The organism is Micromonospora sp. DT46 (assembly GCF_049841735.1).
Classification (GTDB): domain Bacteria; phylum Actinomycetota; class Actinomycetes; order Mycobacteriales; family Micromonosporaceae; genus Micromonospora; species Micromonospora reichwaldensis.
Map to the genome: position 1 here is coordinate 89,705 of NZ_JBNCKW010000007.1, position 20,923 is coordinate 110,627.

General features: G+C 72.4%; 20 protein-coding genes and 1 pseudogene. 5 read left to right on the plus strand and 16 right to left on the minus strand.

What is annotated here, in order from left to right:
* Window positions 1-59: 59 nt before the first annotated feature.
* From ACLQ20_RS20395 to ACLQ20_RS20450, 12 genes and pseudogenes are all read right to left on the minus strand, one after another.
* Window positions 60-1,076, minus strand: coding sequence for an acyl-CoA dehydrogenase (locus ACLQ20_RS20395; RefSeq protein WP_151454527.1), 1,017 nt, complete (start codon window positions 1,074-1,076; stop codon window positions 60-62).
* 6 nt (window positions 1,077-1,082) lie between these two features.
* On the minus strand, window positions 1,083-2,222 hold the full coding sequence (locus ACLQ20_RS20400) for an acyl-CoA dehydrogenase family protein (protein WP_358118395.1): 1,140 nt from the start codon (window positions 2,220-2,222) through the stop codon (window positions 1,083-1,085).
* Between the two features lies 1 nt (window position 2,223).
* Window positions 2,224-3,474, minus strand: a complete 1,251-nt coding sequence (locus tag ACLQ20_RS20405; RefSeq protein WP_151454530.1) for an acyl-CoA dehydrogenase family protein — start codon at window positions 3,472-3,474, stop codon at window positions 2,224-2,226.
* Between the two features lie 29 nt (window positions 3,475-3,503).
* Window positions 3,504-4,448 carry an NADPH:quinone oxidoreductase family protein gene (locus ACLQ20_RS20410; protein ID WP_225852176.1) on the minus strand — a complete coding sequence of 315 codons (945 nt, stop codon included), beginning with the start codon at window positions 4,446-4,448 and terminating at the stop codon, window positions 3,504-3,506.
* A 42-nt stretch (window positions 4,449-4,490) separates the two neighbouring features.
* Entirely contained in the window at window positions 4,491-5,279 is a 789-nt protein-coding gene (locus ACLQ20_RS20415; RefSeq protein ID WP_327028853.1) for an enoyl-CoA hydratase family protein, read from the minus strand.
* Window positions 5,276-5,797 (minus strand): MaoC/PaaZ C-terminal domain-containing protein, encoded by a 522-nt coding sequence (locus ACLQ20_RS20420; protein WP_425857276.1) that lies wholly within the window; start codon window positions 5,795-5,797, stop codon window positions 5,276-5,278. Before ACLQ20_RS20420 ends, ACLQ20_RS20415 begins: the two co-directional genes overlap by 4 nt.
* The gene (locus ACLQ20_RS20425) at window positions 5,794-6,267 is read right to left on the minus strand and encodes an FAS1-like dehydratase domain-containing protein (protein ID WP_425857277.1); all 474 of its coding nucleotides are present in this window, start codon (window positions 6,265-6,267) and stop codon (window positions 5,794-5,796) included. Before ACLQ20_RS20425 ends, ACLQ20_RS20420 begins: the two co-directional genes overlap by 4 nt.
* 60 nt (window positions 6,268-6,327) lie before the next feature.
* Window positions 6,328-7,121, minus strand: a pseudogene (locus tag ACLQ20_RS20430) (SDR family oxidoreductase).
* Window positions 7,118-7,993, minus strand: coding sequence for an SDR family NAD(P)-dependent oxidoreductase (locus ACLQ20_RS20435; protein WP_425857278.1), 876 nt, complete (start codon window positions 7,991-7,993; stop codon window positions 7,118-7,120). The pseudogene ACLQ20_RS20430 and the gene ACLQ20_RS20435 overlap by 4 nt, the downstream one beginning before the upstream one ends.
* Window positions 7,994-7,995: 2 nt before the next feature.
* Complete coding sequence (locus ACLQ20_RS20440; RefSeq protein WP_151454519.1) at window positions 7,996-9,111, minus strand: NAD(P)H-dependent flavin oxidoreductase; 1,116 nt, start codon at window positions 9,109-9,111, stop codon at window positions 7,996-7,998.
* Complete coding sequence (locus ACLQ20_RS20445; RefSeq protein ID WP_358118407.1) at window positions 9,108-9,935, minus strand: CoA-transferase subunit beta; 828 nt, start codon at window positions 9,933-9,935, stop codon at window positions 9,108-9,110. The genes ACLQ20_RS20440 and ACLQ20_RS20445 overlap by 4 nt, the downstream gene beginning before the upstream one ends.
* The gene (locus tag ACLQ20_RS20450) at window positions 9,932-10,792 is read right to left on the minus strand and encodes a CoA transferase subunit A (protein ID WP_327028855.1); all 861 of its coding nucleotides are present in this window, start codon (window positions 10,790-10,792) and stop codon (window positions 9,932-9,934) included. The genes ACLQ20_RS20445 and ACLQ20_RS20450 overlap by 4 nt, the downstream gene beginning before the upstream one ends.
* A 174-nt stretch (window positions 10,793-10,966) precedes the next feature.
* Between ACLQ20_RS20450 and ACLQ20_RS20455 the strand changes: the two genes are divergently transcribed.
* Window positions 10,967-11,728 carry an enoyl-CoA hydratase/isomerase family protein gene (locus tag ACLQ20_RS20455; RefSeq protein ID WP_151454516.1) on the plus strand — a complete coding sequence of 254 codons (762 nt, stop codon included), beginning with the start codon at window positions 10,967-10,969 and terminating at the stop codon, window positions 11,726-11,728.
* Window positions 11,729-11,780: 52 nt separating this feature from the next.
* Here the strand turns inward: ACLQ20_RS20455 and ACLQ20_RS20460 are convergent, their stop codons facing one another.
* Together ACLQ20_RS20460 and ACLQ20_RS20465 are read right to left on the minus strand one after the other, a co-directional pair.
* Window positions 11,781-12,596 carry a sugar phosphate isomerase/epimerase family protein gene (locus ACLQ20_RS20460; RefSeq protein WP_425857281.1) on the minus strand — a complete coding sequence of 272 codons (816 nt, stop codon included), beginning with the start codon at window positions 12,594-12,596 and terminating at the stop codon, window positions 11,781-11,783.
* A 44-nt stretch (window positions 12,597-12,640) separates the two neighbouring features.
* Window positions 12,641-13,585, minus strand: a complete 945-nt coding sequence (locus ACLQ20_RS20465) for an SDR family NAD(P)-dependent oxidoreductase (protein WP_425857282.1) — start codon at window positions 13,583-13,585, stop codon at window positions 12,641-12,643.
* A 195-nt stretch (window positions 13,586-13,780) separates the two neighbouring features.
* Here ACLQ20_RS20465 and ACLQ20_RS20470 point away from each other — a divergent pair, with 195 nt between their 5' ends.
* The 4 genes from ACLQ20_RS20470 (at window position 13,781) to ACLQ20_RS20485 (ending at window position 17,232) form a co-directional block, all read left to right on the plus strand.
* Entirely contained in the window at window positions 13,781-14,368 is a 588-nt protein-coding gene (locus ACLQ20_RS20470; protein WP_151454513.1) for a TetR/AcrR family transcriptional regulator, read from the plus strand.
* Between the two features lie 11 nt (window positions 14,369-14,379).
* Complete coding sequence (locus ACLQ20_RS20475; RefSeq protein WP_425857285.1) at window positions 14,380-15,456, plus strand: phosphotransferase family protein; 1,077 nt, start codon at window positions 14,380-14,382, stop codon at window positions 15,454-15,456.
* Window positions 15,457-15,901: 445 nt separating this feature from the next.
* The gene (locus tag ACLQ20_RS20480) at window positions 15,902-16,468 is read left to right on the plus strand and encodes an RNA polymerase sigma factor (protein WP_311410307.1); all 567 of its coding nucleotides are present in this window, start codon (window positions 15,902-15,904) and stop codon (window positions 16,466-16,468) included.
* Entirely contained in the window at window positions 16,465-17,232 is a 768-nt protein-coding gene (locus ACLQ20_RS20485; protein WP_425857287.1) for a hypothetical protein, read from the plus strand. The genes ACLQ20_RS20480 and ACLQ20_RS20485 overlap by 4 nt, the downstream gene beginning before the upstream one ends.
* Before the next feature lie 679 nt (window positions 17,233-17,911).
* On the opposite strand, the gene ACLQ20_RS20490 is transcribed toward ACLQ20_RS20485, so the two are convergent.
* Together ACLQ20_RS20490 and ACLQ20_RS20495 are read right to left on the minus strand one after the other, a co-directional pair.
* Entirely contained in the window at window positions 17,912-19,132 is a 1,221-nt protein-coding gene (locus ACLQ20_RS20490; protein WP_425857289.1) for an acetyl-CoA C-acetyltransferase, read from the minus strand.
* Between the two features lie 71 nt (window positions 19,133-19,203).
* Entirely contained in the window at window positions 19,204-20,811 is a 1,608-nt protein-coding gene (locus tag ACLQ20_RS20495; RefSeq protein ID WP_358118661.1) for a FadD3 family acyl-CoA ligase, read from the minus strand.
* Window positions 20,812-20,923 lie beyond the last annotated feature (112 nt).

Below are 20,923 nucleotides of genomic sequence, written 5' to 3' on the forward strand. Positions count from 1 at the left end.
GGGTCGGGTGTACGTCGTGAGGGTCGTGGGCCGCCGGTGAGTGCCTACGGGGCCAGCGGTCAGGACGCGGGGCGCGCGCCGGTCAGGCCGACACCGAGGTCCTCCAGCAGCGCCGCCCGATGCCAGGAGGCGCTGCCCCACGACGCCTCCAGAGCCCACGACCGCTTGAGGAACAGCTGCAGGTCGTACTCGGTCGTGTAACCGATCGCGCCGTGGCACTGCAGGGCGGCCCGGCCCACGACGTGCGCCGCCTCGGACGCCAACGCCTTGGCCGTCGCCAGTGAGCGCAGCCGGCCCGGGACGCCCGCGGCCAGCTCGAACCCGGCCGTCGCCACCACCGGCGCGGCGAACTCCAGTTGCAGCAGCGCCGTGGCGAGGTGGTGCTTGACCGCCTGGAAGCTGCCGATCGGCACCCCGAACTGCTCCCTGGCGCGCACGTGCTCGACTGTGAGTTCGAGCATCCGTCGGGACAGCCCGACAAGCTCGGCCGAGGCCGCCAGCACTCCCCGCTCCCAGGCCAGCCGCACCACCCGCGGGTCGTCCACGGTCGCCACGAGCCGCGCGCCCGCGTACCCGGTCAGGTCCAGCGCGAAGTCCACCGACGGCGAGGCCAAGGCCGTCGCCTCGGACACGTCGAGAACCTCGATGCGCCCGGTCCCGCCGAAGCCGCCGCTCAGCACCAGGTCGACACCGGAACCGAACGCGACCCGCCCGGTCGCCGCAGGGTCGGCACCGACCGTGAGCGACCCCTCGACGAGGCTCGCCAGCAGGTCCGGGGCGCCCGAGGCGAGCACCGCCGGAGCGACCGCGAGGGTCGCCGCGAGCGGCAGCGGGGCGGCGGAGTATCCGATCTGCGCGAAGACCGACACGAGGTGGTTCTCGTCCAGACCCAGCCCGCCGTCGTCCTCGGCCACGAGCAGCCCCGCCACGCCGAGGCCGGCCAGGCTCTCGGCCAGCGAGGCCACCTGCGCCGACCCGGCTCCGGCGCGCACCGTCGCCGGCGGGCACCGTTCGGTGAGCACCTGACGGACGACCGCCTCAAGGTCACGCTGCTCGTCACTCGGAGCGAACCGCACGCCTGGTCACCTCCTCGGCAGACCGAGCAGGCGCTCGGCGATGATGTTGCGCTGGATCTCGTTGGTGCCCGCGTAGATCGGACCCGACAGCGAGAACTGGTAGCCGCGGGTCCAGGGGCCGTCGACGAGCGCGTCCGGACCGAGCAGTTCCAGCGCCGTCTCGTGCAACGCGATGTCCAGCTCGGACCAGAAGACCTTGTTGAGGCTCGACCGCGCACCGGCCGGGCGACCCTCGACGATGTCGGTGACCTGCGCGAGCGTGAACTGCTGGTAGGCGTGCGCCTGCATCCACGAGCGCGCCACCCGGTCGCGGAGCAGATCGGTCGCCGCCTCGGCCCGCTCGCCCGCGAGCGCCACGAGCGCGTCGGCCGCCTTGCGGAAACGCCCCGGTGAGCGCAGCGTCAGGCCCCGCTCCGACCCGGTCGTCGACATCGCGACCGACCAGCCCTGGTCGACGCCGCCGAGAACCGCCGAGTCCGGTACGAACGCGTCCTCGAAGAACACGTCGGCGAAGCCCTCGTCACCGTCGAGCCGGTCGAACCCGCGCACCGTCACGCCCGGGGTGTCCAGCGGCACGAGGAAGTACGTCAGTCCCCGATGCCGCTGGGCCTGCGGGTCGGTGCGGAACAAACCGAACAGGTGGGTGCAGAACGCGCCCCGGGTCGACCACGTCTTCTGCCCGCTCAGGCGCCACCCGCCGGCCCGCTCGTCCCGCACCGCCCGGGACCGGATCCCCGCCAGGTCGCTGCCCGCGTTCGGCTCCGACCAGCCCTGGGCCCACAGGTCCCGCGCCGCCGCCATCCGCGGCAGCAACTCGTCCTGCTGCTCCTTCGTGCCGAACTCGAAGATCGTCGGGGCCAGCAGGAAGATGCCGTTCTGCGTCACCCGCTGCGGCGCACCGGCCCGGTAGTACTCCTCCTCGAAGATGAGCCACTGCCAGATCGAGGCATCGCGGCCGCCGTACTCCCTGGGCCACGACACGACCGACCACCGGTCGGTGTGCAGCGTCCGCTCCCACCCCAGGTGCGCGGCGAAGCCCTCCGCGGTGTCCCCGGAGGGCAGCGGCTGCCGCGGCACGTTCGCCGCGAGCCAGTCGCGGGCCTCCGCCCGGAACTGCTCGTCCTGCGCCGACCAGGTCAGGTCCATCTCAGCCCCTCCTCGTCTCGGCGGCGCCCGTCGGCGCCGCGTCCCGGTAGCGGCGCAGTTGCGTACGCGCCACCGTGCGCAGGTGCACCTCGTCCGGGCCGTCGGCGATGCCGAGGATCCGGGCGCTGGCCCACATCCGGGCCATCGGGAAGTCGTCGGTGACCCCACCACCGCCGTGCGCCTGGATCGAACGGTCCAGCACGTTGCGGGCGACCCGCGGCGCGACGACCTTGATCGCGGCGATCTCGGTCGCCGCGCCCTCGGGCCCGACCCGGTCGATGAGCCAGGCCGTCTTGAGCACGAGCAGGCGGGCCTGCTCGATCTCCAGGCGGGACTCGGCGATCCAGGTGCGCACCACGCCCTGCTCGGAGAGCGGGCCGCCGAACGCCTCGCGGGCCATCGTCCGGCGCACCAAGAGTTCGAGGCCGCGCTCGGCCATGCCGATGCAGCGCATCGCGTGGTGGATGCGGCCCGGGCCGAGACGGGCCTGGGCGATCGCGAAACCGTCGCCCTCGGCGCCGAGCAGGTTCGTCACCGGCACGCGTACGTCGTCGAACCGGATCTCGCAGTGGCCGTGCTGGTCGTGGTAGCCGAAGATCGGCAGCGAGCGCACGATCGTCACCCCGGGGGTGTCGACCGGCACGAGGACCATGGACTGCTGCCGGTAGACGGCCGCCTCCGGGTCCGTCTTGCCCATCAGCACGAGGATGTCGCAGCGCGGGTCCGCCGCGCCGGTCGTCCACCACTTGCGGCCGTTGACGACGTACGCGTCGCCGTCGCGCACGATCGAGGTGGCGATGTTGCGCGCGTCGGAGGAGGCGACGTCCGGCTCGGTCATCGCGAAGCCGGAACGCATGGTGCCCTCGAGCAACGGGGTGAGCCACTGTCGCTTCTGCTCGCGCGTGCCGAACAGGTGCAGCAGCTCCATGTTGCCCGTGTCCGGCGCGGCACAGTTGAGCGCCTCGGGAGCGAGGTAGGGCGAGCGTCCGGTCTCCTCGGCCAGGTAGGCGTACTCGAGGTTGGTGAGGCCCGACAGGTCAGGCAGGAAGAGGTTCCACAGACCCAGCTCGCGCGCCGTGACCTTCAGCTCTTCGACGACCGGCGGCAGGACGTGGGACACTCCCCCGTTCTCGCGGGCCGCGGCGCCGAGCTCGGCGGCGTACACCTTCTCGGCGGGGTAGACGTGCTCGGCCATGAACGTGCGCAACGTCGCGAGCAGTTCCCGCGAGCGCGGGCCGGGGCCGAGGTCCATCTGGGTCAGCTCGGTCGGGTCAGCCACCTTCATTCCTTGCCTGCTTTCATCCGGAGGGCGATCTTGCCGCGGGCGCCACGGTTCAGCACGGTGCCGAGCGCGCGGGCGGCCTCCTCCAGCGGGAAGACCTCGCTGACGTGTGGCCTCAGCCGGCCGGCGGCGATCCACCCGAGCAGCGTCGTCATGTTCGCGGCGTTGGCCTCCGGGTTGCGCTTGGCCCAGGCGCCCCAGAGGACCCCCAGCACCGCGCCCTCGGTGAGCAGCAGCCGGTTGAGCTTGACCTGCGGGATCTCGCCCGTCGCGTAGCCGACGGTGAGGAACCGCCCGGCCCACGCGAGGGTACGCAGCGCCGCGGTGGCGGCGTCGCCGCCGACGGGGTCGTAGACGACGTCGGCACCGGCGCCGCCGGTCAGCTCGCGCACCGTCGCCGTCAGGTCGTCGTAGCCGATGGCGTGGTCGGCCCCGTGCGCCAGGCACAGCTCGCGCTTGTCCTCGGTCGAGGCGGCCGCGATCACGGTCGCGCCGAGGGCCCTGCCGATCTGCACGGCGGTGAGGCCGACGCCACCGGAGGCGCCGAGCACGAGCAGCGTCTCGCCGGCGGCGAGACCGGCCCGGTCGACGAGCCCGTGGTACGACGTGCCGTAGACGACGGGAATCGTGCTGGCCTCGACGAGGTCGATGCCCTCGGGCAACGGGTGGACCAGGCGGGCGTCGACGAGCACCTGGGTGGCGTAGCCGCCGATGCCGCAGAAGCCGATGACGCGGGTGCCGACGGGCGGGCCGGTCACCCCGTCGCCGTGCGCCGCGACCGTGCCGGCGACCTCGCAGCCGGGCACGAACGGCAGCTCCGGCCTGGTCTGGTAGGTGCCGGCGACGATGAGGCCGTCGGGAAAGTTCACCCCGGCGCCGACGACGTCGACGAGCACCTGCCCGGGGCCGGGCTGCGGCTGCGGCCCGTCCGTGAGCGTGAGCACCTCGGGACCCCCGAGCTCACGGACCACCATCGCACGCACGGCTCAGCCCTCGCTGCCCGGGCGCGCCGCCTTGTCGGTGCCGGCGAACTCGTCGCGGATCCGGTCGGCGACCCCGGTGAGGTTGAGCTCGAAGGTGAAGCCCTGCTCGAAGCGGTAGCTGCGGTTGACGTCCCACAGGTCGATGCCGTTGAGGGATGCCTTCGCGGCCCGGATGACGATGGGGTCCTTCGCGGCGATCTGCGTCGCGACGGCGAACGCCGCCTCGCGCAGCCGCTCGCGGGGTACGACGCTGTGGACCGAGCCGTACGCGTGCAGCTCCTGGGCGGTGGCCGTGGCCGAGGTGTAGACCATGGCGCGCATCCGGTGCTGGGGCACCATCCGGGACAGGTGGGTCGCGGCACCGAGGGCGCCGCGGTCGACCTCGGGCAGGCCGAAGGTGGCGTCGTCGGAGGCGACGATGACGTCGGAGTTGCCGACCAGGCCGATGCCGCCCCCGAGGCAGAAGCCGTTGACGGCGGTGACGACCGGGACGGGGCACTCGTAGACGGCCTTGAACGCGGCGTAGCAGCCGCGGTTGGCGCCGAGCAGCGCGGTGAAGCCGTCGGTGTGCTGCATCTCCTTGATGTCGACGCCGGCGTTGAAGCCGCGGCCCTCGGCGCGCAGCACGACTACCCGCACCGACTCGTCGGCGCCGGCGGCGTCGAGGGCGGAGGCGAGGGCGAACCAGCCGGCCACGGGCAGCGCGTTGACCGGCGGGTTGTCCACGACGACCTCGGCGATCCCGTCGGGGTGCACGGTAGTCGTCACGGACGCGTGGGTCGTGGGGCTCATCCCTGCTCCTCGGTGGTCTCGGGCCGCTCGCCGGTCCCGGGTGTCGCGGCGTCGGGGGCCGCCTCGGGCAGCACGAACGTCGCCCAGGCGGTGACGGCCGTGTCGCCGGTCTGACGCCGGCAGGTCAGCTCGACGTCGACGCGGCCCTCACGTCCGTCCGCACCCTCGATCACGTAGGTGCGCAGCGGAACGCCCTCGAGCGTGAGGGTGTCGCCCGGCCACACCTGGGCCAGGAACCGGATGCGGAAGTCACGCACGTTCCGGCCGCCGAGCCAGTCGGTGGCGTACGTGCCGAGCAGGCTGGCCTGCCACATGCCCACCGAGAAGGGGCTCGGGAACCCGGCGGCCCTGGCGAAGACCTCGTCGTGGTGGATCGGGTTCATGTCACCCGAGGCGCCCTGGTAGCGGACGAAGTCGGTGCGGGTCACCGGGCCGTGGACGCGCTCCGGCGGGGCCGCCGGTACGGGCAGGCCGACCTCGGTCGTGCCGGGCCGGGTGGTGACGGTCGTGTCGCTCATGCGGAGGCTCCGTCCTGCGTCGCGGCCCCGGTGTCCGGCGGCCGGGCCGTCTCGACCCCGGTGAGCTTGGCCTGGGCGACGAGACGCCCGGTCTCGTCGCGGAAGTCGGTGTACATCACCGCGAAGGTCATCTCACCGCCGCGGCGCCCCACCTTGGTGTAGATCTCGCCGATGCGCGACTGGCAGGTGAGCCTGGTCCCGGCGCGCGGCGGCTCGCCGAAGAAGGTGTACTGCTGCTCGGCGTGCAGGCCGCGCTGCTGGTCGAGCTCGACCGCCGGCCACGGGTTGGCGTCATCGCCCTGCCAGAAGAAGGTCGTCGTGAGGAACGTCGGCTGTACGACCGGGTCCTCCTCCCGCAGGTAGGCCGCGTCGGCCGCTCCGGTGGCCAGCGCGAACTCGCGGATCTTGCCGCGCTCGACGTCGAGCCGGAAGGGGGCGCCGGTGACGCCCTGCGCGTCGGGGTTGGCCACGACGAGCTCCTTTCGTTCATCGGTACGCGCCGGCGCGGGTCGCCGGCGCGCACCGGACGGTCACGGGTGCTGGCTCGAGACGGACACGACCTCGCCGGTCATGTACGACGAGTAGTCGCTGGCGAGGAAGACGATGACGTTGGCGATCTCCCACGGCGTCGCGGCCCGGCCGAAGGCCTCCTGGGCCGAGAGCTGGGCGAGCAGCTCGTCACTTGTCACCTTGGCCAGGTGGGCGTGCACCGCGATGCTCGGCGACACCGCGTTGACCCGGACGCCGTGCTCGGCGACGTCGAGGGCCGCGCACCGGGTCAGCGCCATGACGCCGGCCTTGGCCGCGGCGTAGTGCGCCTGCCCCTTCTGTGCGCGCCAGCCGATGACGGAGGCGTTGTTGACGATGACCCCCTTACCGGCCGGGATCATGTGCCGCAGCACCGACCGGGTCGCCTTGAACGTCGAGGTCAGGGTCACCGACAGGACGGAGTCCCACTGGTCGTCGGTCATGTCCTGCACGGCCGCGGTGCCGCCGAGGCCGGCGTTGTTGACGAGCACGTCGATGCCGCCGAGTTCGGCGGCGACGGTGTCCATGAGGTGGTCGAGCTGGGCCTGGTCGGTGACGTCGCAGGGCACCCCGAGGGGCCGGGTCCCGGTGAGCCGCTCGATCTCGTCGACCGACTCGGCGAGGCGGCGCTCGTGCCGGTCGCTGATGGCGACCCGTGCGCCTTCCTCGGCGGCGCGGCGCGCCGTCGCGAAGCCGATGCCGGTGCCGGCCGCGGCGGTGACGAGCACCGAGCGCCCGGAGAGCAGCCCGTGGGCGGGGCCTGCCCAGTCGGCGGCGTTGGTGTGACCGGTGTCAGGCACGGGCGGCCATCTCCTTCGCGATCTCCCCGACGCTCCAGCGGGCGCCCTTGTCGATGGTCCAGTCGTAGCTCCACGGCGCGAAGCGACGGATCTCGCCACCCTTGGCGTAGTACACCTCGCCGGTCACCGGCGCGTCGGCGGTGAGCAGCCAGGCGACGAGCGGGGAGACGTTGCCCGGGTGGTAGACGTCGAACGCGGCGGGGTCGGCCGGGGCGGCGACCAGTTCGCCGATGCCGGGCAGGTCCTGGGTCATCCGGGTACGCGCGACCGGGACGATCGCGTTGACGCGTACGCCGTAGCGGCCGATCTCCTGGGCGAGGATGGCGGTGAGGGCCGCGATGGCGGCCTTGCCCGCGCCGTAGTTCGTCTGCCCGACGGCGCCGATGAGGCCCGAGGTCGAGGAGACGTTGACGATCGAGGCGACCGGTTGGTTGCCGGCCTTGGACTCGGTGCGCCAGTGGTCGGCGAACACCCGGCACGGCGCGAACGTCGCGCGCAGCTGGCCGCGGATCACCGCGTCCCAGTCGTCCTCGCTCATGTTCACGAACATCCGGTCCCGCAGGATGCCGGCGTTGTTGACGAGGCCGTCGACGCGCCCGTAGGTGTCGCGGGCGAGCGCGAGCAGCTCGCGGGCGCCCTCGGTGGTGGCGACGTCCGCGGTGCTGGCCACGGCCTGCCCGCCGGCGGTCGTGATCTCGGCGGCGACGGCCTCGACGACCGAGGGGTCGCCGCCGGTGCCGTCGGCGGCGGCGCCGGTGTCGGCGACGACGACCGAGGCGCCTTCGGCGGCGGCGAGCAGCGCGTGCTCTCGGCCGAGGCCGCGGCCGGCGCCGGTGACGACGACGACCCGTCCCTGCAGTGCTCCCATGACTAGTCCTCCTCGGGCAGGGCCGGGGCCGACGCGACCGGCGCGGGCACGCCGAGTCGGTCGAGGGTCCGGGTGGCCTCGTCGATGATGCGGTCGATGAGCTCGGCGACGCTCGGGACGTCGTCGATGAGTCCGACGACCTGGCCGGTGGCCATGACGCCGACGTCGGTCCTGCCCTCGATCAGGGCCGACCGGTAGAGCATCGGGGCGTTGGCCGCCATGACGACCTGGCTCCACGTCAGGTCGTGTGCCTTGCGCATGGCCAGGCCCTCGCGGACCATGTCGCCCCACGGCGTGCGGGACAGCTTCTGGAAGGCGACGGCGTTGCGCACGGCCCGCAGCAGTCGGCCGGGCGCGGAGGTGCGCTCCAGTTCCTCGATCGTGCCGGCGCGCAGCACGCGCTGCGGCACGCCGTCGACCTGGAGGGTCAGGACGGTGTCGTTGACCGTCTTGGCCAGGTAGACGTCCTTGACCGACGACTCGACGGGCGAGTCGCTGGTGAGCAGGAAGCGGGTGCCCATGGCGATGCCCTCGGCACCGTAGGCGAGCGCGGCGACGAGGCCGCGGCCGTCGAAGAAGCCGCCGGCGCCGATGACCGGGATGTCGACGGCGTCGACGACCTGGGGCAGCAGCAGGCTGGTGGGCACCCCGCCGGTGTGGCCGCCGCCCTCGCCGCCCTGCACGATGACGGCGTCGGCGCCCCACGCGGCGACCTTCTCGGCGTGGCGTCGCGCGCCGATCGACGGGACGACGACGAGGCCGGCGTCCTTGCACCTGGCGATGAGTTCCTGCTTGGGGGCCAGCGCGAAGGAGGCGACCTTGACGCCGGCCGAGATGAGCAGGTCGATGCGCTTGACGACGTCGGGCTGGTCGGCGCGGATGTTGACGCCGAACGGCGCGTCGGTGCCGGCCTGGATCTGCTCGACGGCCACGACGAGCTCGTCGTAGGAGAGCAGGCCGGCCGCGAGGATGCCCAGCCCGCCGGCGTTGGCCGTCGCGGTGGTCAGGCGCACGTCGGAGACGTAGCCCATGCCGGTCTGGACGATCGGGTACCGCACCCCGAACAGGTCGGTCGCCCGGGTGCGCAGCGTCGGGTGCGGCTCCTGGGCCCGGCTCATGCGGGGATCTCGCGGTCGCGCAGCGAGCGGGGGTCGATGACCTCGCGGATGAGGCGCAGCTCCTCGGCGGTCGGCTCGCGGGTGGCCGGGACCTCGCCCTCGACGTGCAGGTCGCAGCCGGTGGCCGCGCGGACCTCCTCGAGCGTGACGCCGGGGTGCAGGCTGAGCAGGCGCAGCGCGCCGTCGGGACCGCCGAAGTCGAGGACCGCGAGGTTGGTGACGACCCGGCGCAGATCGTGGTACGCGCTCGCGGCCGGGCCGGCGGCGCGGGCGCTGTCGGTGCCGACGCCGGAGATCATGTCGACGGTACGGACGAAGCTGCGCGTGGAGTGGTTGGGCACCCAGTAGCTGGTCGGGTGGTAGACGCTGTTGCCGGGGGCGCCGCGCACGCCGAGCAGTTGGACCTTCGGCTGGGCGTAGTCGCCGATGGCCGAGATGTTGGTGTTGCCGTGCCCGTCGATCTGGACCGGGATCATCATGACGTGCCGCTTGCCGTGCCAGACGAGGTCGAAGATCGTGCGGAACGGGCTCCAGCCCTCGACGACGACGCCCTCGGTGGCGTGCGGGTCCGCGCCGATCGGCCAGGTGCCGGAGACGAAGTGGGCCTCGCCGTCGGTGAGCAGCAGGTCGGGGGCGACGGTGAGCCGGGCGAGGCGGACGCCGATGGCCGGGATCGTGCCGAAGGCGCTGGCGATGGACTCGCCGTCGCCGGCGAACGCGTCCGCCACGGCGACCGCGCAGTACTCGGCGCGGGTCACCGGCGCGTCGGCAGTGCTGGCGCTGCCCGTGGGCTGGTCCGCGGACTCGGTGACGGCGCTGCTCATGCGACCTCCTCGGCTCGGGCGGCGACGGCCGCCTGATAGTCATCTTCCGTACCGGACAGGTACCGCTTCTCGAACTTGGCCCAGGCCTGCGGGTCGCCGGCGGCCTTGACGTACTCGCGCTGGAAGGCCTCGTCGCGCTCGTAGTCGGGGGCGCAGGAGGTGAAGTGCGCGCCGTTCGGGGTCTCGACGACGCCGGCGACGAGCTGACGGTTGATCTTGATGGTCGCCGAGTGCCCGGCGGCGCTGAGCTCGGCCGTGGGCACGATCCGCTCGCAGGACATGAAGGCCTGGTCGGCGGCGAGGCAGTAGAGGTCGTCGAAGTACGGGTCGGGCCCGAGGAACTGGCCGTTGCCCTGGGCGTCGGCGCGGTTCATGTGCACGAGGGCCGCGTCGAGGCGCAGCGGCGGCATGGCCACGAGCTGCTCGGTACCGTACGGGTCCTGGACGAGCTTGAGGTCGGGATTGTGCTTCAGGACGTCCGACCCGAGCCCGGCGCGGGTCGGCAGGAAGGGCAGGCGGATGCCGGCGGCGTACAGCCCCCACTGGAGCATGCCCTCGTCGTACTCGGCGACCTCGACGGCGCCCCTCTGCCGCGCGGCACGGAAGTGCGGGTCGAGGGCGATGCTGTCGAGCGAGACGAAACCGAAGACGACCTTCCTGACCTTGCCCGCGGCACAGAGCAGGCCGACGTCCGGCCCGCCGTAGCTGACGACGGTCAGGTCCCTGAGGTCGGAGCGCAGGATCTCGCGTACGAGGGCCATGGGCTTGCGCCGTGAGCCCCATCCCCCGATGCCGATGGTCATTCCGGATCGGAGCCGCGACACGACGTCGCGCGTTGTCAGAGTCTTGTCGGCCATGTGTCCCTCATCGTTTCGTCTCGGGGCACTGCTCCAGCGCGGTGGCGAGCGGTGCGGAAAGGCGAGTCGCGTGCCGGGCATCCGTGGCCGGGCCACCATGTAGCAAGCGCTTGGTTGGTAGACTAACAGCCATCGGGAGTGGGTCAAGACCCTGATGCGAAGGAGGGCGGGACGATGGGCACGGTGGTGTGCGAGCGCGTCGGCGCGGTGGGCGTCGTCAGGATCAACCGCCCTCAGGTGCGTAACGCCCTCGACCCCGACACCCTCCTGGCGATGACCGACGCCCTGCTCGGGTACGACGCGGACCCGGGCGTGCGCGCGGTCGTGCTGACCGGCACCGGCGAGTTGTCCTTCAGCGCCGGGATGGACCTGCGCGCCGCGGCCGAGGGACGCCTGGTCGACGTGGCCCGCAGCCCTCTCACGCTACTGCGCGGCGGCTACCGCAAGCCGGTCATCGCCGCGGTCAACGGGCCCGCCGTCGGCGGCGGCTTCGAGCTCGCCCTCGCCTGCGACCTCGTGGTCGCGGCCGAGCACGCCTACTTCGCACTGCCCGAGGTGGGGCGCGGCATCGCCGCCTCCGAGGGCGGCACCGACCTGCCCCGTCGCCTGCCGATCGCCGTCGCCCTCGAGCTCGGGCTGACGGCCGAGCCACTTCCGGCGGCCCGGGCCCACGAGCTGGGCCTGGTCAACGCCGTGGTACCCGCCGACGAGGTCCTCCCGCGCGCGCTCGCGCTCGGCGCCCGGATCGCGACCCACTCTCCGGCGGCGGTGCTGGCGACCAAGCGGCTCATGCACCTGAGCCTCGACCCCCGCGAACGCGACCTCGCCGCGGCCAACCGGCTCGCGACCCTCGAACTGCTGGCCGGGCCCGATGCCGCCGAGGGCGCGGCCGCGTTCGTCGCCAGGCGCGCGCCGCGGTGGGCGGACGTGCCCTGAAGCTCAGGGGCGCGCTGTTGTGATCTGCTCGCGGCGGACGTGCCCTGAGCGCTCAGGGACGCACCGCCGCGATCTGCTCGCGCAGCCAGGTGATCGAGCGGGTCACCGCCGACTCGGCCCCCTCAGCCTCGATGGCCGGGCCGAGCAGCTCGACGTCGACGATGCCGGTGTAGCCGGCCCGCAGCACGCTCCCCAGCAGGCCGGCCATCGGCAGGTCGGCGTCCCCGGGCACCCACCGGTTCGGGAAGGTCGAGGTGCCGACCCGGAAGTCGGACACCTGCAGGATCTCGATCCGCGCGACCCGCTCGCGGACCAGGTCGGTCAGTCCCCGCTCCTGCCAGCAGCAGTAGAGGTCGAGGCAGATGCCGATGCCGCAGAGGTCGGCCAGGGCGAGGGCGTCCCGCGCGGTGTGCGTGAAGCTCAGGTCGCACCTGACCGGCAGGGTGTTCTCCACAGCGAGGCGCACCCCGTGCTCACGGGCGGTGGCCACGACCGGGGCGATCCGCTCGGCGAACCGGTCGGCCGCCGCCTCCCACGTCAGGTGCGCCGAGGGGCCCGACGTGAGATAGACGAGGTCGGCTCCGAGCGTACGGGCGTTGACGACGCCGGTCCGCAGCGCCGCGACCTGCTGCGCCCAGCCCGACTCGTCGTCCGGATGGGCGGTGAAGCCGTGCACGAGGTAGCCGAGCCGTACGTCGTGCTCGGCGAGCAGGTCGCCGAGGGCCGGCACGCCGAAGGCGGCGACCTTGCCGCACTGCAGGCCGACGAGGTCGGTGCCGGTACGCCGGTACATCGCGATCTCCTCGGGCAGGGCCCAGGACATCGCGGCCATGCCGCTGACGCAGAGCGGGTTGATCGTGGTGGACATCGGGCCCCTGTCGGGTTCGGGGTCGTCCGGGTGTCGGACGTCGGTCAGTCGAGGTATTCGACGCGCACCCGGCGCACCCCGAGGGGCGCCAGGTGCGGCCGCAGCCGCGCCGTGACGGCCTCGGCGATCCGCTCCGGGGTCCACGCGGCGTGCCGCAGCACGGGGTCGGCGAGCGCCGGGTGGGTCGTCAGCATGAGCTCGGGACCGTTGGCGCGCAGCACCTGGCCGGTGAGCTCGGCGCTGAGGTCCGAGAGCAGGTAGATCAGCAGCGGCACGTTGGCCTCGGGGGCGATCCCCGCGTTCTGCCCGCTCGGGGCACCCCGGAACTGCGCGAGCACCTCGGCCATCCGGGTCTGCGCGTTCGGGGAGATGGCGTTGACGCGGATCCCGGCCTCGGCGAGCTCGGCTGCCCACGCGTAGGTGAGCGTGGCGATCGCGGCCTTCGTCGCCCCGTACACGGCCGTCTCGGCGCGGCCCATCTGCTCGCCCGAGGTGACGTTGACCAGGACCCCGTGGCCCTGGGTGCGCATCGCCGCGATCGCGGCGTCGCCCCAGGCGATGGTGCCGAGCACGTTGACCTCGAGCAGCCGGCGCACGGCGGCCTCGGCCTCCGTGCCGGCGTGGGCCATGGCGAAGACGCCGGCGTTGTTGACGAGGCCGTCGAGCTGGCCGTGCTCGGCGAGGCAGTCACGCACGACGTCGTGCGCGGTCGCCCAGTCCGCGACGTCGGCGACCCGGATCGAGCCACGGCCACCAGCCGCGGCGAGCTGCCCGCCGAGCCGCTCGAGTCCCCGCTCGTCGACGTCGACGGCGACCACGTGGGCCCCGGCCGCGGCGATGCCGCGCGCGTACGCCGCCCCCAACCCGTTGGCGGCGCCGGTGACGATGACGACGCGGCCGGCGAGCAGGCCGGCCCCCTCGTCGAGGCTGGCGGCGGGTGGACGACCGAGCCCGTTGCCGGGCGGCACGGTGGGGATCGGATCGGGCATGCGGGCAGCCCCTCTCGGCGATCGAAGCCGGAGCGCGAACCTCCGCGCAATCTAACGAGCGCTTGGTTGGTTGAACGCTAGGCGACACGATCTCCCCGGTCAAGGAAGATCCTTGCCTCCACGCGCACAGGGGGTGTCGAGTGGTATAAACAAGCGCTTGACCGACAACGTTCGAGGAAACCGGGAGCATCCCAGATGTCGACGACCCAGGACCGCCGCTCGGTCATCCTCGACAACGCCGCGCACCTGTTCGCCGCCAAGGGGATCGGCGCCACGACCGTCCGCGAGATCGCCGACTCGGTCGGCATCCTCTCGGGCAGCCTCTACCACCACTTCAAGTCCAAGGACGAGATGGTCGACGCGATCATCTCGGACTACCTGACCGACCTGACCGACCGCTACGCCAAGGTGCTGGCGTCCGAGGAAAGGCCGGCGACCCAGCTACGCGAGCTCGTGACGAGCTCGCTGGCCAACATCGAGGCACACCCGCACGCGACCGAGATCTACCAGAACTCGAGCACCTACCTGCCCACGATCGAGGGCTACGAGCACATCCGCGAGTCGGCCGCCTCGATCCAGCGGGCCTGGATCCAGGTGCTCGAGGCCGGCATCGCCAGCGGCGACTTCCGCAACGACATCCCGGTACGCGTACTGCACGGCATGCTGCGTGACTCGCTGTGGCTCTCGGTCCGCTGGTTCAAGCCGACCCCGTCGTACTCCATGGCGACCTTCGCCGACGACCTCGTCTCGGTGTACCTCGACGGGATTCTCGCCCGCGACTGAGGAGGCGCTCCATGACGGCAGCGGGTCATGCCCGGACCGGTCCGGTCCCGAGCGGCACCACCCGACACCCCGGGCTCCCGGCGGGGGTCGACGCCTGGCTCGGCCGCGCCGTGCCCGAGCTGCGGGGGAACCTGCGACACGAGCTCATCGCCGGGGGACGCTCCAACCTCACCTACCGGACCACCGACGCGGCCGGCCACGTCGTCGTGCTGCGACGTCCACCGCTCGGGGACCACCCGGCCACCGCGCACGACGTGCTGCGCGAAGCGCGGATCCTCCGTGGGCTGCATGGCCAGCTCCCGGCGCCGCGAGTGCTCGCCGTCGAGGAGACGGGCGAGGTGGCCGGCGCCCCTCTCGTCGTGCTCGAGCACCTCGACGGCACGATCCTGCGCAGTCCCGCCGACGTCGAGCGGCACACCACCGAGGCCGACCGCGCGCTCATCGGCCCCGCGATCGTCGACGCCCTCGTGGCCCTGCACGGGCTCGGGCCGGAGGTCATCGGGCTCGGGGGTCTGGCCCACCGCCGCGACTACATCACCCGCCAGCTCGGGCGCTGGCACGACAACTGGCACCGGACCAGGATCCGCGACCTGCCCGATCTGCAGACCGCGCACGAGCATCTCGTGGCCGCGGCTCCCGAGCAGTCCCGCTCGGGGATCGTGCACGGGGACTTCCGCCTCGACAACTGCATGCTCGACTCCCGGTGGCGGGTGCAGGGCGTGCTCGACTGGGAGCTGACCACGGTCGGAGACCCCCTGGCCGACGTCGGCCAGCTGCTCGTCTACTGGGCGCAGGCCGACGACGAGGCCCGTGCGCTGCACGACCCGGCCACGGTCCTGCCCGGCTTCTCGACCCGGGACGAACTGCTCGCCCGGTACTGCCTCGCCACCGGCACCGACCTGGCCCGGATCGACTACTTCGTCGCCTACAACTGGTGGAAGACCGCGTGCATCGTCGAGGGCGTGCACACCAGGGTCGCACAGGGCGCGATGAGCGGTGGCGACCGCACCGCGGCCTCGTTCGCCGAGCAGTCGGCCGCCGTCGCGGGCCGGGCCGCGACCCTCGCGGCGGCGCTGCGCCGGCACTGACCCCGGCCCGGCCGCGGACCCAAGCACCCCGACACCTCCGACCCGGCACAGGAACCCCGGTCGCGTTCGCACCGGGGCCCCTACCGAGGGTCGACGACCGCGCACCTGCCGGCCGCCAGTGAGCGTCGACGAGGATGCGGGTCGTTGGTGGTGCCGAGGTTGTGCGGTGCCGGGTGTCGGCGTGCGGGGGCTGTTCCCCTCGTAGCCGCGGCCAACAGTGATCGGCGTGACGAAGCGCCCGCTCATGCCGCCGACCGTGCGCGTTCGGCGCCGCCCTGTCGTGCCGAGAAGGGTGCGTTGACAGTTCATCGCTTGGTAACGCGAACAGCGCTGGGGTCGCCGAGGCGCGAAGGCCGCATGACCACCGTCCCGGGGTGAACTGCACCTGCTCACTCTCTGGCAGCTGTCGCCGTAAGTTCCGAAGTGTGGCCGGACACTACGTGGTGTGAGAGAAGAGCACGCAGCCGAGCGGCACGAACAACGGTTCGTGGAGCTGTGGACTGAACACGGACCTCGGGTGATGGCGTACGCGTTGCGACACCTTGACTCCGATTCCGCACAGGATGTGGTGTCGGAGACGTTCCTGGTGGCCTGGCGGAAGCTCGCCAGTGTTCCGGACGACCCCTTGCCCTGGCTGCTCGTGGTCGCCCGCAACACCATCTCCAACCTGCGTCGATCGGGACATCGGCAGGCACGAGTGGCCGTCGAGTTGGAACGGTTCCGGCAGGTCGCGGAGCCGGCGGCTGCCGCCGATGTTCTCGCCACGGAGCGCGCTACCGTGCTGACCCAACTGGCGACGCTGACCCCGAAGGAGCGGGAGGCGCTGCTGCTGATCGCTTGGGACGGCTTGACCCCGGAGCAGGCGGCGCGGGTGGCGGGCTGCTCACTACCGGCCTTCCATGTACGGGTGTTCAGGGCGCGGCGGCGACTACGCGCCAGCGGCGAGCCGGACGCGCCGCCTCACGTCGACGCTGCCCAACGTCCACTGCCATCTGCAGGAGGCACCGCATGACCAAGGATCGCGACATGATGATCGTTGTCGAGAAGCTCAGGCCGGTTACCGCAGTCGATGACCGCTGGCCTGCCTCGACTCGGGAAGCAGCGCTGGCACACCTGTTGGTCAACATCGCCGGCGACCTCCCGGAGGCCCCTCCACGGTCGCACAGACGGCGGGTCGTGTTTACCGCCGCATTGGCTGCCGGGCTTGTCGCTTCGGGTGCGAGCATCGCCGTCGCCGGAGGGCTGCTGCCCGAGTCATTCACTAAGCCGTTGTCGTTCTGGGCGACCGAAACCGGGGGCGCGGTGGACGTCCAGACAGCACGACGAGTGGCCCAGGCACCGGGCCCGGACGGCACCGTACTGTCCGTCTGGTCCGCCAAGGGCCAGGACGGCACCACCTGCATAGCCCCCCTGTTCGAGCCGCCCGGTGACCTCGACCGGCCGGCCCCGACAAGCTTCAAACTTGCCGGGGGACAGTGCACGGGCGCGGCGGACCGGGGCACGGAGCCGCTCAGCACCATGGGCGGATCCGAGGACGGCGGCGGAATACACACGATGTGGGCTGCCGCCGGGGATGCGGTACGGGCGGAACTGCGACTGCCCGACGGGTCCGTGCGGTTAGCCGTACGCGCCGAAGACGTGTTCTTTTTCTGGTACCTCGCCAACGAGAGCGTCGACCCGCCGGTCTTGGTCGGGTACGACGCCGCCGGAAAGGTGGTGGCGGAACGGTCGCCACCCAACCTGAGAAAGCGGGTGCACCCCGGGACCGGCGGTTGATCTTCAACGGCGTACACCGACCCCGACTTCCCGGTAACGCCATCGCGTCCGGATCGGCCCCGCAGTATTCATGGCCGTCGCGGCAATGAACGTGTGCCGCCAGCGCGTCACCCAACACCGTCAACGCCTATGGTCTCGGCGACCGAAGCCCTGTCATGCCGCGAGCCGGGCGCCAGCGGGTGCCAGCTCACGTCCACGGATCTACTCATCGTGAGTAGCGGACGTGGGTCGTCGGGTCGGCCGCCCTCGTAGCGTCCCGAATGCTTCGCGCCCCACCTCTGCACGTCTGGTACCCGACCTGCACCGGAACCCGTACGCCGACACCGGGTCAGGCGCGCTGTCGAGCTGCCCCCACGGACGGGCAGGGGTTTGGCGCCGGTTGATCGCATGCGTGGGGCAGCTCGACACCGTCGTTCCGGCCCCACGGACGCTGGTCACGTCACCCGCAGCGGACCGACGACCTGGGCATCCTGCCGCCTGACCCGGCAGCCGCATTCTGCTCGGCGGGCAACTGCCGGCGAGGCGGTCCTTCCCGTATCTGGGGCAAGGCCGGCAGCAGGCGGTCAGAGAGTGGGCTCGCGCCGGTCCGGGTTGACATCGACCGGACCGCAAATGGCCTGCCGGTCAAACGATCGACCGGGCACTGGTCAGGGCCCCTGTGGCCGATGGGCGCGGCGCCCTAGGAGAGCCGTTCGACGACCATCGCCATGCCCTGGCCGCCGGCCGTGCACATCGTCTCGAGACCGAACTGGCCGTCGCGGGCCCGCAACCCGTTGATGAGGGTCGTCGTCATCCGCGCTCCGGTCTGGCCGAACGGGTGGCCCAGGGCGATCGCGCCGCCGTGGACGTTGACCCGCTCGGGAGCGACCTTGAGGTCCCAGATGGAGGGGACGACCTGCGCGGCGAACGCCTCGTTGAGCTCGACGAGATCGATGTCGGCCATCGAGAGCCCGGCCAGCGCGAGGGCCCGCTTCGAGGCCTCGACCGGGCCGAGACCCATGATCTCCGGCGAGATCGCCGAGACGCCCGTGGACAGGATCCGGGCCAGCGGCGTGATGCCGAGCTCGGCGGCCCTGCGGGCGGACATGACGACGAGGGCGGCCGCGCCGTCGTTGAGCGCGCAGCAGTTGCCCGCGGTCACCGTACCGTCGGGCCGGAAGACCGGCTTGAGGCCGGAGAGCGACTCGACGGTCACCCCGGCGCGGGGCCCGTCGTCGGTGGCCACGACGGTGCCGTCGGCGAGGGTCACGGGCGTGATGTCGGTGGCGAAGAAGCCCGACTCGATCGCGGCCCGGGCCCGCTGCTGGCTCGAGGCGGCCCACTCGTCCTGCTCAGCGCGGCTCACCCCGCGGTGGCTCGCGACGTTCTCGGCGGTCTCGCCCATCGCGATGTAGACGTCGGGCAGCTCGCCCGCGTCGCGCGGGTCGGTCCACGGGCCGGCGCCACCCTGGGCGCGGGCGGCGGTGCGCTCCCCCGCCGCGGCGAAGATCGGGTTCTTCGTGTCCGGCATGCCGTCGGACTTGCCGGCGGCGAAGTGCGAGACCACCTCGACCCCGGCGGAGACGAGCACGTCCGCCTCACCGGCGCGGATGGCGTGCAGCGCCATCCGGGTCGTCTGCAGGCTCGAGGCGCAGTAGCGCTGCACCGTCGTCCCGGGGACCCGGTCGAGCCCGAGCTCGACGGCGACGACGCGCCCGAGGCCCCAGCCCTGCTCGCCGGCCGGCTGCGCGCAGCCGAGCATGAGGTCGTCGATCCGGGTCGGGTCGAGCGACGGCACCTGGGCCAGGGCCGCCTGGACCATCTGGGTCGCCAGGTCGTCGGCCCGCATCGAGGCCAACGACCCCTTGAAGGCCCGGCCGATCGGCGAGCGCGCCGCGGCGACGATGACTACGTCCTGCATGGTGTCCTCCGATTTCGGGCTGGTGCCCGTGACGGCGGTGCCGTCGGTGTCAGGTCTGGTCGGGTTCGCGCTCACCCGGTGAGCTTGAACTTCTGGATCTTTCCGCTCGGGGTCCGTGGCAGGGCCGGAACGACGCTGAAGCTGCGGGGGCGCTTGAAGTTGGCCAGCCGGTCCCGGCACCACGCCTCGAGCTCGTCGACGAGCACCGACTCGTCGCCACCCCAGTCGGGAACGGTCTGCACGAAGGCGCTGCCGACCTCGCCCATCCGCGCGTCGGGCACCCCGACGACGGCGGCGTCGGAGACCGCGGGGTGCTCGCACAGCACGCGCTCGACCTCGGCGGGGTAGACGTTGAAGCCCCCGACCATGTAGACGTCCTTGATCCGGTCGGTGATGCGCAGGTAGCCGTCCTCGTCGACCCAGCCGACGTCGCCGGTGTGCAGCCAGCCGTCCTCGTCGATGGCCTGTGCGGTGGCGACCGGGTCCTCGAAGTAGCCCAGCATGACGTTGTAGCCACGCACGAGGACCTCGCCGGACTCACCGGCCGGCAGCGCCTGCCCGTCGATACCGGCGATCCGCAGCTCGGTGCCCGGGATCGCCCGTCCGCAACTGGTCGAGATCCGCTCGATGTCGGCGTCGGGCGGACACACGGTCGCGGTGCCGCACGTCTCGGTCAGGCCGTAGGCGGTGATGACGTCGCGGAAGCCGAGTTCCTCGCGCATCCGGCGCAGCAGCGGCACCGGCACGATCGTGGCCCCGGTGACGGCCAGGCGCACGGAGCTGACGTCGTAGGCGCCGAAGTCGGGGTGCGCGAGCAGGGAGGTGTAGACGGTGGGCGCGCCGGGGAAGACGGTGACGCGTTCCCGCTCGACGAGACGCAGCACGGTCGCGACGTCGAACACGGCGACCGGGATGATCGTGGCGCGCATGAGCAGGCAGGCCAGGATGCCGGCCCGGTAGCCGAAGCTGTGGAAGAACGGGTTGACCATGAGGTAGCGGTCGCCGCGCCGCAGCCCGACGAGCCGGGCCCACTGCAGGTCGACGCGCAGGTTCGAGGCGTGCGAGACCATCGCACCCTTGGGGTAGCCGGTGGTGCCCGAGGTGAACAGGATGTCGGCCATGCCCTCGGGGTCGAGGGCGGCGATCCGTCCGTCGACGATGGCGGGGTCGACCTGGTCGGCCAGCGCGGTGAAGCCGGCCAGGGACCACACGCCGGCAGCGGCCTGCTCGCGGTCCGCGGCGGCGGACAGGTCGACGACGGTACGCACCGAGGGCAGCAGCGGCACGGGGCACCCGATGGCCGGTGGTGGCCCGTCGCCGCGCAGCGCGGCCAGGTAGTCGGCACCCAGGAAGGTATCGTCGAGGATGACCATCGTGGCCCGGACCTTGGCGATGGCGTACCGCGCCTCCTCCCCGCGGAAGCGGGTGTTGACGGGGCAGAGCACGCCCCCGGCGGCCAGCACGCCGAGGGCGCTGACGACCCAGTCCGCGCTGTTCGGGGCCCAGACGACGACGCGGTCCCCCGGCTCGAGACCGTGCGCGACCGCGGCCCGGGCGAACCGGGTGACGGCCGCGTCGAGCTCGGCGAAGGTCATCCGTACGTCACCGTCGACCAGGGCCTCGATTTCGGCGGCGTCCTGCGCGGCCTGCCGCAGCAGGGCGGGGATCGTGGTCAGCACGTCACTCACGCACATCTCCTCACGCGGAGCCGGTCACTTGTCTGGCGCGGACCACAGACTACCAACCAAGCGCTTGCTAGACTAGCTGCGGCAACGCCGGCCACGCCGTCAG